At 33.4% G+C, this 18,187-nt stretch carries 16 protein-coding genes; 5 read left to right on the top strand and 11 right to left on the bottom strand.

The window, feature by feature from the left end; all coding sequences use genetic code 11:
* Positions 1–859: 859 nt before the first annotated feature.
* Complete coding sequence (locus tag QLS31_RS08270; RefSeq protein ID WP_282743466.1) at positions 860–2,086, bottom strand: FtsX-like permease family protein; 1,227 nt, start codon at positions 2,084–2,086, stop codon at positions 860–862.
* Positions 2,087–2,198: 112 nt separating this feature from the next.
* On the opposite strand from QLS31_RS08270, the gene QLS31_RS08275 reads away from it, so the two are divergent.
* Positions 2,199–3,416, top strand: a complete 1,218-nt coding sequence (locus QLS31_RS08275; RefSeq protein WP_282743467.1) for a DUF1343 domain-containing protein — start codon at positions 2,199–2,201, stop codon at positions 3,414–3,416.
* 42 nt (positions 3,417–3,458) lie between these two features.
* Here QLS31_RS08275 and QLS31_RS08280 read toward each other — a convergent pair whose 3' ends face one another.
* On the bottom strand, positions 3,459–3,953 hold the full coding sequence (locus QLS31_RS08280) for a YkgJ family cysteine cluster protein (RefSeq protein ID WP_282743468.1): 495 nt from the start codon (positions 3,951–3,953) through the stop codon (positions 3,459–3,461).
* Positions 3,954–4,045: 92 nt separating this feature from the next.
* On the opposite strand from QLS31_RS08280, the gene QLS31_RS08285 reads away from it, so the two are divergent.
* On the top strand, positions 4,046–4,762 hold the full coding sequence (locus tag QLS31_RS08285; protein ID WP_282743469.1) for a class I SAM-dependent methyltransferase: 717 nt from the start codon (positions 4,046–4,048) through the stop codon (positions 4,760–4,762).
* Positions 4,763–4,778: 16 nt separating this feature from the next.
* The gene (locus QLS31_RS08290) at positions 4,779–5,321 is read left to right on the top strand and encodes a YfiT family bacillithiol transferase (protein WP_282743470.1); all 543 of its coding nucleotides are present in this window, start codon (positions 4,779–4,781) and stop codon (positions 5,319–5,321) included.
* Between the two features lie 71 nt (positions 5,322–5,392).
* Here the strand turns inward: QLS31_RS08290 and QLS31_RS08295 are convergent, their stop codons facing one another.
* From QLS31_RS08295 to QLS31_RS08330, 7 genes are all read right to left on the bottom strand, one after another.
* Complete coding sequence (locus QLS31_RS08295; RefSeq protein WP_282743471.1) at positions 5,393–6,025, bottom strand: 7-carboxy-7-deazaguanine synthase QueE; 633 nt, start codon at positions 6,023–6,025, stop codon at positions 5,393–5,395.
* 215 nt (positions 6,026–6,240) lie between these two features.
* The gene (locus QLS31_RS08300) at positions 6,241–7,908 is read right to left on the bottom strand and encodes a tetratricopeptide repeat protein (RefSeq protein ID WP_282743472.1); all 1,668 of its coding nucleotides are present in this window, start codon (positions 7,906–7,908) and stop codon (positions 6,241–6,243) included.
* Positions 7,909–7,924: 16 nt separating this feature from the next.
* Positions 7,925–8,848, bottom strand: a complete 924-nt coding sequence (locus tag QLS31_RS08305) for a substrate-binding domain-containing protein (RefSeq protein ID WP_282743473.1) — start codon at positions 8,846–8,848, stop codon at positions 7,925–7,927.
* A 233-nt stretch (positions 8,849–9,081) separates the two neighbouring features.
* Positions 9,082–9,870: an energy transducer TonB gene (locus QLS31_RS08315; protein WP_282743474.1), complete on the bottom strand. Its 789-nt coding sequence runs from the start codon at positions 9,868–9,870 to the stop codon at positions 9,082–9,084.
* 39 nt (positions 9,871–9,909) lie between these two features.
* Entirely contained in the window at positions 9,910–10,455 is a 546-nt protein-coding gene (locus tag QLS31_RS08320) for a biopolymer transporter ExbD (RefSeq protein WP_282731204.1), read from the bottom strand.
* Positions 10,456–10,475: 20 nt separating this feature from the next.
* On the bottom strand, positions 10,476–11,087 hold the full coding sequence (locus QLS31_RS08325; RefSeq protein ID WP_282743475.1) for a biopolymer transporter ExbD: 612 nt from the start codon (positions 11,085–11,087) through the stop codon (positions 10,476–10,478).
* A gap of 77 nt (positions 11,088–11,164) precedes the next feature.
* A complete protein-coding gene (locus QLS31_RS08330; protein WP_282713091.1) occupies positions 11,165–11,983 on the bottom strand; it encodes a MotA/TolQ/ExbB proton channel family protein in 819 nt (272 codons plus the stop codon).
* Between the two features lie 373 nt (positions 11,984–12,356).
* On the opposite strand from QLS31_RS08330, the gene QLS31_RS08335 reads away from it, so the two are divergent.
* On the top strand, positions 12,357–13,877 hold the full coding sequence (locus QLS31_RS08335) for a helicase HerA-like domain-containing protein (RefSeq protein ID WP_282743476.1): 1,521 nt from the start codon (positions 12,357–12,359) through the stop codon (positions 13,875–13,877).
* A gap of 62 nt (positions 13,878–13,939) precedes the next feature.
* Positions 13,940–14,302, top strand: coding sequence for a cupin domain-containing protein (locus tag QLS31_RS08340; RefSeq protein ID WP_099713559.1), 363 nt, complete (start codon positions 13,940–13,942; stop codon positions 14,300–14,302).
* Between the two features lie 60 nt (positions 14,303–14,362).
* Here the strand turns inward: QLS31_RS08340 and QLS31_RS08345 are convergent, their stop codons facing one another.
* Entirely contained in the window at positions 14,363–15,700 is a 1,338-nt protein-coding gene (locus QLS31_RS08345) for an NAD(P)/FAD-dependent oxidoreductase (RefSeq protein WP_282743477.1), read from the bottom strand.
* Between the two features lie 62 nt (positions 15,701–15,762).
* Entirely contained in the window at positions 15,763–18,153 is a 2,391-nt protein-coding gene (locus QLS31_RS08350) for a penicillin acylase family protein (RefSeq protein ID WP_282743478.1), read from the bottom strand.
* Positions 18,154–18,187 lie beyond the last annotated feature (34 nt).

Below are 18,187 nucleotides of genomic sequence, written 5' to 3' on the forward strand. Positions count from 1 at the left end.
AAGCGGGTGCAAAAGTACAACTTCTTTTTTAACTGGCAAGAAAATTTTGAAGTTTTTTTTGGAAATTTTTATCTCCGTTTTACTACCGTTTTCTTATCAGCTTGTCAAGGAACTTTGAGCGTTTTGCGGGGTGTAAATGTAATAAGCTCTTTCTAATCTCACAAGCTTTTCTGAATCTTTTTTGAAAATAAATTTCCTCTCTCAATCCAGTTTACTTGTCAGTCTTCTAAAGAACGTCTGCGTCATTGCGGGTGCAAAAGTAGCACCTTTATTCGCTTTTACAAGCTTTTTTAAACCTTTTTTTTCATGTTTTCACAACCCAATCTTTAACTCGCTGAAAACATGATTCTTGAATAGTAAAGTTTTTTATACTATTCAACAATCTTACAGCTGATTAATGGGATTTCAAATCAAAACCACCTATTCCAATAAAGATGGGCAACTTTCAACTGCCTTTACCTTCTTTATAAAATCTTAGAGAATTCTGGTTTTTTGTCTTTTCTACAGCTATTCGATGCGCTTTAATCCTCCAGAAGCTGCTTTCCTTACTAGTACGCTAACAAAAAAACTGCTCTGGATTAATAAAATGGTTTTATGCTATACCTTATATAATAACAAACTTCTCTTTTCTATTCTATCCTATATATAAGGTCACAAAATATACATCAAAACAACAAAAAGCTCTACTTATCTAAAGTTCGCGTTAGGGATAGCAGCGAAAAGCCCACAGTCCCGCCTTTTTTTTGGGCGGGACGAGGACTTGTAGCGAATAGCCCGACTCCTTAATATTAAGAAAGGCGACTCTCCACTAAGAGAATCGCCTTTCTTTATATTAAAGAGGAACGCCAAAAAGAATTTCCTAATCGAAACGTATGGCTTTCACCGGTGAAATTTTGGTTATTATATAGGAAGGAATTAATAACACCAGGAAACAAACGGTCACTGTAAGCAGATTTAATAAAAGTATGTATCCCCAATTTAAGTATACTGGCGCTTGATTGACGTAATAGTTCTCAGGAGGAAGTTGAATTATCCCGAATTGTTGTTGGATTAATAATAACGAGACACCTATTAGATTCCCCCAGAAGAGTCCTCTTACTATAAGGTAGAAGGCGTTGTAGAGAAATATTTTTCGGACTGACCAATTATTGGCCCCTAATGCTTTTAGGATTCCTATCATTTGCGTTCGTTCAAGTATAAGCACTAATAACGCTACTACCATATTGATTGTAGCAACAAGAATCATGACTACTAATATAACGATGATGTTGAAATCAAATAGTTGAAGCCACTCGAATATATAACTGTATTTTTCGATTATAGTTTTGCTGTCTAATGTTGATGCTGTTTGCACATATACTTGCTCTCCCGTAGATTCTATAGTATTAAAATCATCTACAAAAACTTCGAAAGCGCCTATTTGATCTGGCGCCCATTTATTAATACGCTGCATGTGACGAATATCTCCTATTATATAGGTAGCATCGAATTCTTGAAAACCAGAATTAAAAATTCCAACAACATCAAAATTCCTCAAGTTATACCCACTCTCTTTCATGAAAAAAGTATTGAATGCGTCACCCACTTTCAAATTCAATCTATTTGCTATAAACTCAGAAATCACAACTTCTTCATTTAAATTACCATTGACATTTGGAATTCTACCTTGAACAATGTATTCCTTTATATTATCCCATTTGTAATCATTTCCTACTCCTTTGAAAATAATTCCCTCGAAAGCAGTTTCGGTTCTAATAATTCCGGCTTTACTGGCAATAGCCTGAATATGCTCAACTCCTGGAACAGATGTAAACTTTGGATAAAAATCTTGTTTTTTAGAAATGGGTGTGAGCGTAACTTCGGATTGATTGTTGTCGTAATTCGAAATAATGATATGTCCATTGAAAGCCGAAACTTTCTCTCGAATTTTTTGCTGTAGTCCAATTCCAGTTGCTACTGAAACAATCATCATAATCATACCAATGGCAATTGCCGAGATTGCAATTTTTATAATTGGCGCAGAAATGCTACTTTTATAATCTTTAGCGGTTATAAGTCGTTTGGCGATGAAATATTCTAAATTCAATTTGATTGCTTTTCTAATTTGGATTTGCTTCGCCAGTTTGCGTTGCTAAAGCCAAAAATACAGCTAAAACACGAATTACACTAATTGGCATTAATTTTATTTGAACCACTATATGATTCCATTTTTAAGAATATCGGTTAGTTTTATATTTTTAACAATCATTTCAACTTCCTGTTCTGCAAGGAAAACAAATGACAGCGAAAATATAAAACCAACTTTAGAAAAAACTAAAAACAACCTAACTATCGAAATAAAGACTGGAGCTGATAACTACAACAACTATTTACCTTTATTAAAGGATAAGAAAATTGGGGTTGTCACTAATCAAACCGGAATTCTATCTAATAAAACGCATTTAGTAGATTTTGTATTAGAAAAAAACATTGCTATCCAAAAAATATTTGCACCAGAACATGGTTTTCGGGGAACTGCAGATGCAGGCGAACATGTAGTTGATGGGAAAGATTCTAAAACTGGACGTTCAATTATTTCGCTTTATGGCGATAACAAAAAACCGAAACCAGAACAACTAGCCGGAATTGACATTATGGTTTTTGATTTACAAGACGTGGGCGCGCGATTTTATACTTATATTTCTTCGTTACATTATATCATGGAAGCCTGTGCCGAAAATAATATTCCGCTTTTAATTCTAGACCGACCAAATCCTAACGTAAGTATTGTAGACGGGCCAATTCTTGAGACAGCATTCACCAGTTTTGTGGGAATGCATCCTATTCCGTTACTTCACGGAATGACAATTGGCGAATATGCGCAAATGATAAACGGTGAAAAATGGTTGAAAAATGAAGTGCAATGCAAATTGACCGTTATTCCTTGTATTAATTACAATAGAAAAATGAATTATAGCTTACCTGTAAAACCTTCACCGAATCTTCCCAACGATCAAGCCGTAAATCTTTATGCGAGTTTGTGTCTTTTTGAAGGTTCAAATGTGAGTGTGGGAAGGGGAACTGAAAAACAATTTCAAATATATGGTTCTCCTTATTTACCAAAAAGTGATTTTAGTTTTATTCCTAAACCAAATTTTGGCGCACAAAATCCTGTTTACAACGGTATCGAATGTTACGGAGAAGATTTATCTACAGCTAAAAAAGTAAATCGATTAGAATTAAAATGGTTGATTAAAGCCTATCAAACTACAACGGACAAATCTAAATTCTTCAATCCTTTTTTTACCAAACTCGCAGGAACTAAAAAATTACAAGAACAAATAGAAGCTGGGACTACGGAAGATAAAATCAGAGAAAGCTGGAAAAAAGGGCTAATCGATTTTAAAGAAATGAGATTGAAATATTTGATATATTAAAAAGGAATAAAGAAACAAGAAGCAAGACTTGCTAATACTTAGTTACAAGGGCAATTTCTTCTTCATTTCCTCTACAATATTAAAAGCTGCCGGACAAATAGCTACGTTTTTCAACGTTAAATCTGTGATTTGTTGAAACTTTTTTCTATCTGTGTGTGGAAATTCTCTGCATGCTTTTGGACGAACATCATAAATCATACATGCATTTTCATTATCCAGAAAAGTACACGGCACACTTTGTAACACATAATCTCTGTCTTCGTCAATGCGAAGATATTGCTCGATAAACTGTTGTGGTTTTTGTCTAAGATATTTTGAAACACGCTCAATATCTGCATCCGTAAATAAAGGACCTGTTGTTTTACAACAATTGGCACATTTTAAACAATCCGTTTTCTTAAATTCAGCATCATGCAAATCTTGCATCACGTAATCCAAATTCTTTGGTGTTTTCTTTTTCAGCTTATCGAAATACTTTTTGTTTTCAATATGCTTATCTTTGGCTTCTTTAGGAAGATTGTTTAAAATAGTGTTCATTCGTAGATTTGTTTTTTCGGTTATTCGATAAAACATTCCGCGAAATTACTTAAAACAAACCAACAAATCACCAAATTAACACATCAACTACAATGAAAGACCTTTTTGGCAAAGCCATACTTGATTTTCAAACTAATAATTTCCCGGAAGATTTAATAACGGAAACCTCCATTTCCGAAGAAGATGAAATGAGTGTTGAATATCTATTTCGTTCCTATGACGAAATGCCAAAACTGGAGCAGAAAGCATTACAGCTTGCGAAGGGAAAAATTTTGGATGTAGGTTGTGGCGCAGGAAGTCATAGTTTGTATTTACAAAACGAAAGAAATCTTGATGTTCATTCGATTGATATTTCTAAAAATGCAATTGAAGCCTGTAAATTACGCGGTTTAAAAAATACTCTAGTCCAAAACATTCTAGAAATGGACTCTGATAATCCTGAAAATAAATTTGACACCATTTTATTATTAATGAATGGTACCGGCATTTTTGGAACACTGAAAGAAACCACTACATTTTTACAGAAATTAAGAAGTTTGCTAAACCCAAACGGACAAATTCTAATTGATTCTTCTGATATAATTTATATGTTTGATAATGACGAAGATGGCGGAAAATGGATTCCAAGTAGTGGATATTATGGCGAATTGACTTTTACAATACGTTATAAAAACGAAAAAGAAGACGAATTCCCTTGGCTTTATTTAGATTATAACACTTTGCAAAATGCGGCTTTCGCCAATGGATTACAAAGCGAGTTAATTCTTGAAGGGGAACATTATGATTATTTAGCCAAACTTTCAATTTAAAAGAACACATTTTAGCATGGAAAATACAGCATTAGAAAAATTACGTTATCCTATTGGGAAATTTATAGCCCCTGAAAGCTATTCCAGCGAATATCTAACTAATAAAATAGCAGAAATCGCCAGTTTCCCTGAACGATTGAAAAAAGAAGTGATTCATTTAACCGAGGAACAGCTCGAAACACCGTATCGAAAAGATGGCTGGACTATTCGTCAAGTAATTCATCATTGTGCCGATAGTCACTTAAATTGTTTTATTAGAATCAAATGGACGCTGACCGAGGATAATCCAATAATAAAATTCTATCACGAAGACCGTTGGGCTGAATTACATGATAATATGACAATGCCTATCCAACCTACACTTTCGTTTCTGGAAGGTTTACACTTTCGTTTGGCATATTTAATGAATAGCCTATCAGAATCTGATTTAGAAAAATCCTTTATTCATCCTGAGCATAACGCAGCATTTCAATTGAAGGAAATAATTGGAACTTATGCTTGGCATGGAAATCATCACTTAGCACATATCACAGTATTAAAAGAACAAAAAGGTTGGTAATTGAACTTTAAAACCATTTTCACCATTGATAAAAAATCCCAAATACAGTTTGCATTTGGGATTTTTAAATTTTAAGGAATATTCAAATATTTATGGGTCTGTAAAGAAACACGCCATTTTGGATTGTTCATCACATAATCTACAATCAGCGGAGTCATTTCTTCTTTTTTACTCCATTCAGGTTGTAAAAACAGAATGGCATTACTATTCACTTTTTCAGCTTGCTCTTCAGCAAAAATAAAATCGTGTTTATTATAAATGATGACTTTCAACTCATGTGCATTATCATAAACCGTTTGTGTAGGTAGTTTATTTTTCTTTGGAGACAGACAAATCCAATCCCAATTTCCAGTAAGCGGATACGCTCCTGAAGTTTCAATATGAACTTTTCTATTATTTTCTTTTAGCTTTTGCGTCAGCAAAGTCATATCCCACATCAAAGGCTCACCACCAGTAACAACAACTGTCTCTGAGTATTTACTTGCATTTGCAACTATTAAATCTACACCTGTTGGAGGATGTAATTCTGCATTCCAGCTTTCCTTAACATCACACCAATGACAACCCACATCACATCCGCCAATTCTAATAAAATATGCAGCTGTCCCAGTATGAAATCCTTCCCCTTGTATGGTATAGAATTCTTCCATTAACGGAAGCATGGCACCTTTATTAACTTCTAATTGTATTTCTTTTGATAACATTATTTCATTTTAAAGTGCAAAGATAGTTAATTTGAAAATGAGTTAATTTGAAAACAGAAACTAAAACAATAAACTTTAAAAACAGAAATCTAAGGCTCATAATGATTCTAAAAAAGTTCAATACAATTGATAAAATTAAAATTTCAAAATACTATTAAACAAAAAAAAACCGATAGTTAAAAAACTATCGGTTTATTAAGTAAGAAACAAGTATCTTATTTCAATGTTTTCAATGATTCAGTTGCATAAGCATTAGCCGGATCAAGCGCTAATGTTTTTCTGAAATATTCGATCGCTTTAGCTTTATCTGTATTAGCATAATTAGCAGCGATGTTATTGTATGACTCAATAATTTTAGCTTTTACAGCAGGTTTTGCTGTTTCTTCAGCACCTAAAGCAGTAACTTTAGCTACATAATCCTCATAATTTTTAGTCATAACATCATCTTTATCAAGCAATCTATTCGTTCTTGCTCTGTAAAGATATGCTTCATGATATGTTGGCGACGCCACTAATACTCTTTCGAAAGCAGCATCTGCTTTTTGCAAAGCAATAACATCTGGTTTTACATCTTTACTATTATTAGCATAATAATTTGACAAACCATAATAAACATTATCATCAAGATACGTTTTAGAATCAGCAATATTAGCACCAAATTCAAAAATTGAAGCTGCTTCTTTATATAGTTTTTGCGTAAATAATTTTTTACCAACTTCGCTTAAATCTTGAACTGCCAAAGGCTCCATTTCAACTGCCTTTTTAATATCTACTAATCCAGCATTAAAAGCTGTCGCGTCAATTGCTAATCCATCAGCGCTAGTTCCTTTTTTAATTTTGGTTAAACCTAAATATAAATAATCTAGAGCGATAGCTTTATTTCCTGGAGCTGCGATAAAGCTTTCCAAAGATTTGATAGCTACATCAACATTTCCGTTTTTATAAGCAGCATATCCTAAATAACGATAGATTCTTGGATTAACTTTATCTAATTCAATCATCTTATTAGCTTCAACTTCAAGAGCAGCATAATCTTCTACCAAGATAAGGAAATCAGCACGACGCATTCTTGAGTGAATAGAATAATCCGTTAATGACATATATTTATCATAATATCCCATCGCTGTTTTATAGTTTGCAGCAGCTTGAGAAGGTTTGTTACGTGCTATTTTATAATATGTTTCAGCTAGTTCTCTATAAACTGGACCATAATTAGGATTTATAGCAATAACTTCATTATAAGCTTTCAAAGCTTCGTCGTAAGATTTAGCACCTTTCAACAAAACACCCAATTGCATTTTAGCTCTGAGCAAAGTATTATCTGCTTGAAAAGCACTTCTATAAGCAACATAAGCTTCATTTTGTTTGCCATCACCATAATAAGCGTCTCCTAATGCTAGTTGTAATTGCGCATCTTGTGGATTGTTTATCACAGCACGGTTCAAAATTGCAATTGCACTTTTATAATCCGGTTTAGCAACATTCATGTAAGCTCTTGCTATATAAACATACTCTTGTACGTCTTTCTTTTTGATGTCTTTTGTAGCCAAAGCAAATTTAGCTTGTGCTCCAGTCATATCATTTTTATCTAAATCCATTTGACCTAAACCAATATAATTCAATTTAGCTCCTTCAGATGTATTTAATCCATTTTGAAAATAAATTTTAGCAGAATCTTCTACACTTTGAGTAAGATATACATTCCCTAAAGTAAAGAAAGCTGCACCATTACTTGGTTTTGCTTTAATAATCGATTTTAATATCGATTTAGCACTTTCAAATTGCTCTGCATCGATAGCCTTTTTTGCCTGATTAATATCTTGTGCTTGACTCGCAAAAGCGGAAGCCAACAATGCAACACTAAAAAATTTTAATTTATTCATTTTAATTGTAGTTAATTTATTTTTTATCATTTTGGTCTTTACCAATTATCGTAAACTTCCTTGTGGGAATACGAACCGGCAACAATCCAGATTTTAAAATTATTCTTTGTCCGACATCTCCAGCAACAAATGAGGCGAAGCCCATTCCTAATCCAGAAAAACCTTGACAATTGATTATATACAAATCACGTGCCAAAGGATATTTCCCTTCAGCTATATTATTTTGTGACGGGATATAATAGTTATCACCTTTAAGACCTTTAACACCTAAAGTAGTAACATTATCAACATATTTTTGCATTGCTGGTAATGGTTGTGAAAGCCAATTAACTCCCACGACACCAATCATACCCTCATTTTTTGAAACATATTTTATAACTTCATCATTAGATTTAAATGAGAACACACCTTTTTCAGGTATGGCTTTTATACCAGCCAAAGAATTCATGTAACGTACTGTACTTGAGTTAAGGTTATCAAAAACCAATCCTTTGATTGATGCTACAGGCTTGCCTTGCATAAAACTAATAACATCATTTAACGCTACAAGAGTATCTTTATTGCTTTTATTAGAGATAAAAGCTACAGCATCGGTAGCGAAAATAGTTATTTTAGGATTAATTTTTCTTTGTTTAAAAATTTTCTCTTCTTCAGTTGTCAAACTTCTAGATAAAATAGCTATTGCAGCTTTTTCATTAAATAAAGAATTAACCGTTTCAGATTCAGATTTAGTAACAAGTTTTATTTCAGCCTTATATTCATTTTCAAATACGGCTACTTGATCTTCAATAATAGGAGCTAAAGTTTCATCTACATAAATTGTGGTTGAACCTTTCAGTATTGTTTCTTTGTCTTTTTTATTAGTAGCTTGATTACACGCAAACACCAATATCACTATTGAAAACAATATAAAATATGGAAGTTTAGAATATTTTTTCATGATCTAGTTATTATTATCATTAATAATTCGAAAGAATCTAAAAGAAGCATATACAATAAGTAAAGCCCCAAAAGCAACTCTATAAGTAGGCTCCATTGCTAGGGGAAAATTCTTCATAAAGATAATAAATAAACCTAAAACAAGGTAAACTAGAAAAAACAAAATTCCTAAAACAAGAAGAAATCGCTCTTTAAGCGATTTCTTCTTAATATTATTAAGTATGTTATTTAACATTATTCTGCAGATTGAATAGTAATTGGAAGAGAATATAGTACTCTTACTTTTTTACCATTTTGCTCACCCGGTGTCCATTTAGGACATTTTTTCAAAACACGGATAGCTTCTTTTCCTGTTCCATAACCGATATCTCTAATTACTTTAATATCAGTCAAAGAACCGTCTTTTTCAACAACAAAAGTAACGTAAACTTTACCTTTCAATCCTTCTTCTTCTGGAGTTTGATAGTTATTACCAACAAATTTATAAAATTTATCGATTCCACCTGGAAAATCAGGTTTAACTTCAATACCAGCAGTATTATAAATTTGGTTATCTACCTCTTCAACTACAGCTGCAGTTCCTGTACCTACCGGTTCAACAGTTAAAACAGCATCAGGATCTCCTTTAATAGTTTCAGCACCTAATTTTTTATCTTTAATTTCGACAGTTTTCGGTGGCTCTTCAGTTACTTCCTCCGCTTTTGCAACCACAGGTTTAACAAATTTTACCTGATCCACTTTTGGTGGTGGTGGTGGTGGAACATCTTTTTTTATTTCTTCTTTAGGTGGCAATTTGATACTAACAATTTTAGTATCTAAAGTCTCATCACCTTCCGAAGAATCCGGTAGTAAGCTTAAAATAAGTGGCATACTAACAGCTAGAGCAAAAACAATTGCACCAAAGATAAGTGCTCTAACAGTAGTCTTGTTATTTGATTTTCTTAGTTCGTAAGCGCCATAAGCTTTATTACGACCTTCGAATACAATATCAAGCCATTGATTTGTGAATATATCTAATTTCATTTTTCTTAATTATTAGGTTATAGAGTAAATACAAAAATCTTATTTACCTTCTAACAATTTTAGTTCTTCAGGAGAAAAATCATTTACAATTGCATTTGAAGGTACTCCTACAATAGCCATCTCATCTAGTATATCTACTAAATTTCGGTAATTTGATTTTTTACTTGGTTTGATAATTACTATTAAACCTTTGTCTTTGTTCCCAGTGTATTCAACTACTGATTTTTTTCTTTTCAATAATTCTTTACGAATACCCTCTTTACCGTAAGAAATATCTTTAGGACCAGCAATTGGAGTTGCTAATAAACCCATGTAATAAACCATTTTATCATTGTCTCCTAATAAAACCGTTAGTGTACGGTTTTCATCAACTTTAATTGGCTTCTCTGTAGGATCATCTTGTTTGTCTGGCAAACCCAAAGGCATCGATTGCGGTTTAGACAACGTAGTTGTAAGCATAAAGAACGTAATCAATAAGAATGCCAAATCCACCATAGCAGTTAAATCTACTTTTGAGTTTGATTTTTTACTTCTTACTTTTCCACCTTTTTTGCCTCCACCGTCGCCGGTATTTAATTCAGCCATTTTTAGTGTATTTTTTTTAGTTATTTATCTTTTGCTCTCAAACCAGTTACTAAGTTGAAGCTATTGATTTTCTGATCTTGTAAAATATCCATAACTCGTTTAATCGCAGGATACTCTTCTTTTGCATCACCTTTTATGGCAATTTGCAATTCTTTATCATTAACATCAATATTTGCAATACGAGAATTGTAAATCCAATCATGTAATTGATTATTCAATGAATCTTTAGGAACACCTGGCTGTAAACCTGGCTTACTTCTGTCTGCAGTCTTCATTGCAATCAGCTGCTTAAGGTTGGTAATTGGAACTCCAATTCCTTCCATTAAAGCAAACTTAGCAGATTCTTCTTCTGTAAATTCAACACCATACTTTTGACCCATCAACTCAAGTGCCTTTTTTCTAACTTCTCTACCTTTTAAGTCAAAGAAAACTTTTCCTTTTCCCACCGTTATAGTAGCTAAATTATCATCTGGTAACTTTGATTGAACTGTTGACGCAGGCGTGTCCACTGGCAATGCTTCCGGTATCTTAGCTGTTGCTGTCATTACAAAGAACGACAACAAAAGAAAAGCGACATCACACATAGCTGTCATATCAGTAGACCCTGCTTTTTTTTGCATTTTTATAGCCATTAATATTCTTTTTTATCCTTACAAGAAAATAGAATCTGTTTTCCAGACTTCTATTTTCCTGAAAATTAAATTATTAATTATTTTTGAGTACTTCTGAAGTGTCTGTAAGTATTTACAATTGTATTACCTGCCTCATCAATAGAGTAAGTCAAAGTATCAATTTTAGAAGTAAAGAAGTTGTAAGCGATAATAGCTAAAGCAGAAGTAGAAATTCCTGTCGCTGTATTGATCAATGCTTCAGAAATACCATTTGCAAGTGCAGCTTGATCCGGAGTACCAGCAGCAGATAAAGCACTAAATGCTTTAATCATACCCGTTACCGTTCCTAACAAACCTGCAAGTGTACCCAATGATACCATTGTAGAAAGAACAGTCATGTGTTTCTCTAACATTGGCATTTCTAATGAAGTAACCTCTTCTATTTCTTTGTGTATAGTTTCGGCAGCAGCTTCGCTGTCTAAACCTTCTTTTTTAACTTCTTGGTATTTCAATAAAGCTGATTTTATTGGATTTGCAACAGAACCTTTTTGTTTGTCACATGAAGCAATAGCTCCTTCAATATTACCTGCTTTAATATCTTTTTGTACACTTGTCATGAATTGATCAAGATTTCCTGTACCAGCTGCTTTTGAAATTACAGCATATCGCTCAAATGAGAACACAACAACCATTAACAATAATCCTAACAATACCGGTACAATAGGACCTCCTTTGTAAACCATTGCTAACATATTTCCTGGCAATGGGTGACCTGTATTAACACCGCCCTCGAAATTAGCGCCATTACCCATTATGAAATTCCAAATTAACCATCCAACAAAAATACATGCTACAATAATGATTCCTGAAATCATTCCTCCTCCGTTTGCACCTTTTTCTTTTTTAACGTTTGCCATTTTTTTTAATTTTAATAGTTTTAAATAAATTATCTTAGTTATATTAAACTTGTAGTAGAGCAAATTTATATTTTTAGTTTAAATAAAAAAACTTTTTTTAATTTTATTATAATTAAATTTATTTCAAAAACACATTTGCAATTTACTACTTTGCATTTATATCAAAATACTCAAACAAATCTACTCTTTTACGAAAAATAACATATTTTTTTATGATATATTAACACAATATTTCAATATCTAACTCCCATCTGTCAAAACTAATATTTTATATTCTTAACAATAAAAAAGCAGGAAAACTGCAGTATACACTAAAATTTCAGGTATTGTAAAAAAAATAATACCTTGCAAATGATTTAAATCTAAACTTATTATGAGCAAAAAAGAAGATTTCATACAACAAATTACAGACGGATATAGTTCTAAAGGAGAAAATATTACTCTTGGCGGAGCTATATTAGACGGGGAAGCTTTACCCAATGCACATGTAAAAATACCGCTAAAAACATTAAACCGTCATGGATTAATTGCAGGGGCTACCGGAACTGGAAAAACCAAAACCATACAAGTACTGTCAGAACAATTATCATCCTTTGGAATCCCTGTATTGATGATGGATATAAAAGGTGATTTTAGTGGTATTGCAAAAGAAGGAGAAGAGAAAGCATTTATTACTGAACGACATGCTAAAATAAATATCCCTTATAATACCGAAAGTTTTCCAGTTGAATTATTGAGTTTATCAGAACAAAATGGCGTTCGCCTTCGCGCTACTATCTCTGAGTTTGGACCAGTTTTATTTTCTCGAATCCTAAATCTAAATGATACTCAAGCTGGCGTTGTTTCTGTTATCTTCAAATATTGTGATGACCATAAAATGCCTTTATTGGATTTAAAAGACATCAAAAAAGTAATCAATTATATTACCGAAGAAGGAAAAGACGAAATTGAGGAAAGCTATGGCAAAATTTCCACTTCAACAACGGGCACCATCCTCAGAAAGATAATAGAATTAGAACAACAAGGTGCCGAACTATTTTTTGGCGAAATGTCTTTTGACGTTGACGATTTAATGCGCATTGATGAAAACGGAAAAGGATACATCAACATTTTGAGACTGACTGACATTCAAGACAAACCAAAATTATTTTCAACATTCATGCTAAGTTTATTGGCTGAAATCTATCAGCAAATGCCTGAAAAAGGAGATTCGGACCAGCCAGAATTAGTGATTTTCATTGATGAAGCTCATTTAATTTTCAATGAAGCCAGCAAAGCATTATTAGAACAAATAGAGACTATTGTAAAACTTATTCGTTCCAAGGGAATCGGGATTTACTTCATCACTCAAAACCCAATGGACATTCCAAGTGGTGTTTTGGCACAATTGGGTTTAAAAATTCAACATGCTTTAAGGGCTTTTACTGCCAATGATCGAAAAGCCATCAAACAAACCGCTGATAATTATCCAACATCTGAATTTTATAAAACGGATGAAATTTTAACTAGCTTAGGAATTGGAGAAGCATTAGTCACTGCATTAAACGAAAAAGGGATTCCAACACCACTTGCAGCAACAATGATGCGTGCTCCTATGAGCAGAATGGATATTTTAACTGAGAGTGAGATTCAAGAAATAAATAACAGATCTAAACTGGTAAAAAAATACAGCGAACTTATTGACCGTGAAAGCGCTTATGAAATGCTAAATAAAAAAATTACCATTATTGAAGAAGCAGCTGCAGAACAAGAACAGGAAAAAACATCTGAAAAAGAAGAAGCTAAAGGTCCTAGTACAGCAAGTGTAGTGGGGAAATCCGTTTTAAAAGTATTGACAAGTGCTACTTTTATAAGAGGTGCTTTTGGTGTTTTGACAAAAATGTTTAAAAAATAAAATTCTCCAATACCCTTTTATAATTAAAACTCTAAAAGGGTATTTTAAAAGTCCCATTAAAAATGAAAAAATATTTTATTCAAAAAGCTCCTTTTATAGTTCCAACAACTGACGGTAAACTAATCGAAGAGCATCACGGAATAGCTACCACAAACAATCCCGAAATTTCGATTGCACACATGATTGCACCTCCTAAATGGAGCGAACCTTTTCAAACACCTGAATTTGAAGAATACACTTATATCATAAAAGGAAAAAAGCAATTCATCATTGAAAATGAAATTGTAATTCTTGAAGCAGGACAATCTATAAAAATTGAGAAAAATACTCGAGTGCAATATTCCAATCCTTTTGATGAGCCTTGTGAATATATTGCCATTTGCAAACCTGCATTCGATTTTACTAAAGTACATCGTGAGGAATAAATAGTGGCGATGGAAGTGAAAAACTATCAAAACTATATTGAAGCAAACAACTCGAAAAAATTATTGCAGTAATTCCAAGATTTTATTCTCTACCGTTTCAGTATCCCAAATATTCTCGATGTTTTCCATTTTCAAAACTTCCTCCATAATCGCATTTTGATAATCTCCAATAGCCAAAGCTTCGGCATAAGGACGATCACTAAAAGTTACTCTACTATAAAGCGGAATCCATTTTTCGGGATATTTATCTGAGAATGATTTTTCGATTTTCTTTTGCAACAAGAATTTCTCATCAGCTGTTTTAGAACTCATTTCCATAAAATTACGATAGGAAAGTTCCGCAATAGCATCAGCATTGGGTTTACGGGATTTTTGATATTCAGCGAAAATCGTTTTCCAATCATCTCCATACTCTTCAATCATTTCATAAAGAATTGAAATATCCTCAAAGCCCGCATTCATTCCTTGTCCGTAAAACGGAACAATTGCATGACAAGCGTCACCAATTAGTGCGATTTTATCTTCGTAAGTCCATGGAAAACATTTCATCGTCACCAATGTACTTGTTGGATTTTTAAAGAAATCCTCAGTCAGTTTAGGAATTACATCAATGGTATCCGGTAAGTTTTTCTCAAAAAAAGTTTCTACCTCTTTTTGGTTTTTCAAAGAAGCAAAAGAATTTTCTCCTTCAAAAGGCATAAATAAAGTACATGTAAAACTACCATCTAAATTAGGCAATGCAATCAACATATATTCTCCACGAGGCCAAATATGGAATGAATTCTTGTCTAGTTTATGCGTTGCATCCGAGTTTGCAGGAATATTTAATTCCTTATATCCAATAGGTAAAAATTCTTGCGAATAATCAAACATACTTTGGCGCTGCATGCGATGACGGATTCTGGAAAAAGCTCCATCAGCACCAAAAACCATATCATATTTCTTTTCTTCCCAAGCACCTCTTTCGGTTTCACCGATGTGCAAAGTAGCATCATCTAAGGTTACATCCCAGATTTTGTGTTCGAAAAAGAATTCTGCTCCTGCGGCTTCTGCCAAATCGATCATTTTTCTATTCAAAGTTCCTCTGGAAATCGAGTAAATAGATTCTCCTTCTTGTCCGTAATTTTGAAAATTAAGTTTATCAACAAGATGAATGGCCCTTTTATCCATTGGGATGGCAATTTCTCGCACGGCATCTCCCACTCCTACGCCATCAAGCGCTTTCCAACCTCGGTTAGACATAGCTAAATTAATAGAACGACCTGAAAACTGAATTTGTCTGATATCTGGGCTTCTATCAAAAACATGAACCGTATGACCAGCTTTGCGAAGATAAATAGCTAATAAAGATCCAACTAATCCAGAACCTACAACCGCTATTTTTTTGGGAATTTGCATTAATTTTTTATAAAAAGTTAAGCAAAATTACTGATTTTATTAGACTAAGAACTTTAAAACTATTAATTTTTACGTGGAATAAAAACCAATTTTGTTGAAGTTCTAACAATCTCCTCCTTATTCAGCATCATTCTTCTAAATTTTCCAGTATTATAAAGCTCCGCTTGATCACTGTAATGCGCACTTAAAGGGTTTCCTGATTGCCCTGTCGGAAGGATGCTCCAGCTGTTTTCGATATCCGAAAAATCAATAATCCTTCTTGTTGAGGGACCTCCTTTTACGATATAATTTCCATCATCGGTAAAATCAAAAAACAAATTATTAATGACTTCTGTAGCACCCGAAACTTCAAAAGGTCCTACATTGAAAATCCTTCTTAGCGCAGCCACTTTACCCAATGGATGCTGATGTTCTACCGTATGAACTTTATTCCAAGTCCAATCAGCAACCGTAGTTCCCAATTGTTCTTCTAAAGCTACAATTGATTCTTTAAACGATTGTGATATAATTTTACTTCGGGTTTCTTTTTCATTTTTAGTACTTATATTATCCCACCAAGGCGACGCTGCATTCACAATTTGTTTTGCAATAATTTGTTTCATAATATGTGTTCCTAAAAATTGCTTGAAATGAACTGCACCAAGTTCATCTTCGAAAGTGTTTTTCAAATAATTAAAAATCCATTTATTGTAAATTGTTGGTGCAACATCAGCAAGATTATTAGAACCTTTCCATTCTTTCAAAACAGTCAAAGCTTCTTTCTCGTTTTCAGAAAGTGTTTTCTGATCAACATTTGAGATTAACTGCTTAACCACCTCTGGAGCAACTGATGACGTATTATCAAAAATCATTTCCCCTACTGCGGTTTTATCCCAATTTGATTTTGGTTCTAACAATTGTGTAATTCTTTTTGCTCTGTCCTCGGGAAGATAATAACCTGGATATAAAAATCCATCTATGGGTTCTGGTTGATTGTTCGCAGAGTACACATAATTCCATTTTGGATTTACTGCCGACGGATTTTTGGAGAAATCCAAATATTCTTTAATATCATCTTTGCCACTGGCACCATCTAAAATAAAATTAGGATTTACGCCCGCATTATGCTTGTATAATTTCCCTGTTGCCCACCAAGCCACATTTCCTTTGGCATCGCCATACATCACATTCAAACCTGGTGCCGCTATTAAACTGACTCCTTTTTGAAAATCTGCTTTACTTTTAGCATGCGAAAGTTGATAAACAGCATCAAGAATTTGTATGGGTTGTTGTGTATAAATCCAAGACATTGCAACAGGTTTGTCTTGCTGCAAACCATCAATCAAGTCATTTACGACCGGGCCGTGGCGAGTCACTTTAATATTCAAAACCACATCAGCAGAATCTTTTACTTTTATAATTTTTTTTCGAATTTCATACGCGCTAAAACCATTTGGTGTCTTGTACATTTTTTCATCATTTGGATTTTTCTCCTCTTGATACAAATCGATGTCATCATTTTCAAACATCGTCAAGCCATACGCATAGTCGCGATTATGTCCCAATAAAGGATACGGAGTTCCAGCCAAATAACAGCCGTACAATTCAAAATCTGGCGTTACTACATGAGCTTCATACCAAGTCCCGGGCTGTGAAAACCCAATGTGTGGATCATTAGCAAAAATAACTTTTCCATTTTTCGTTTTCTTTGGTGCAATAACCCAACTGTTACTTCCTATAAAAGGAGAAATTGGAGACTGCTCTAAAATCGAAGCTACCGACTTTGAAATAGCAATATATTCTTGAGATGATTCTTTGGCATTTTTAATTCGGGTGGTATTAAACGAACCATCAATCCCAAAATCCTTGAGATACTCCATTCCGTATTTGTTTCGAATATCAGTCAATAACGGATCTGATTTTTGAGCCATTGCAAAACTAAAAGACATGTAACCAAAAATATTGTAAACATCTTTAATCGTAAACTTCTCTTTTTTAACTCCCACCAAACTAAACTCTATTGGCGTTGTTCCTTCTTCTAAATATTGATTAATTCCATCCAAATATGCCATGGTCAATTGATAACTTGGGCTGTTTTTATCCAAAGTTGCAATTGCTTTTGCTGAAGCTTCTTCAATTCCAAGTCCTGCAAAGAATTTATCATTTTTTAGTGCCACTGAGCCAAAAATCTCCGATAATCTTCCCGGTGCAATACGACGCATCAATTCCATTTGCCACAATCGATCTTGGGCATGAACATAACCCAAAGCCATCATTGCATCCTTTGAATTTGTCGCATAAATATGTGGAACGCCAAACTCATCAAAATAAACTGTCGTTTCTTTTTGAATATTTTTCAGTGGCAATTTGCCTTCATATTTTGGCTTTAGATAAAATCCATAAATAATTAAAGCTACAACTAAAACTGCCACTACCGAAAGTAAAACGAGAAGAACTATTTTAAGTTTTTTCATATTTAAATAAATTGATAAACAAATATATACGATT

This window comes from Flavobacterium sp. XS2P24, from assembly GCF_030010285.1.
GTDB classification, from domain to species: Bacteria; Bacteroidota; Bacteroidia; order Flavobacteriales; family Flavobacteriaceae; genus Flavobacterium; species Flavobacterium algoritolerans.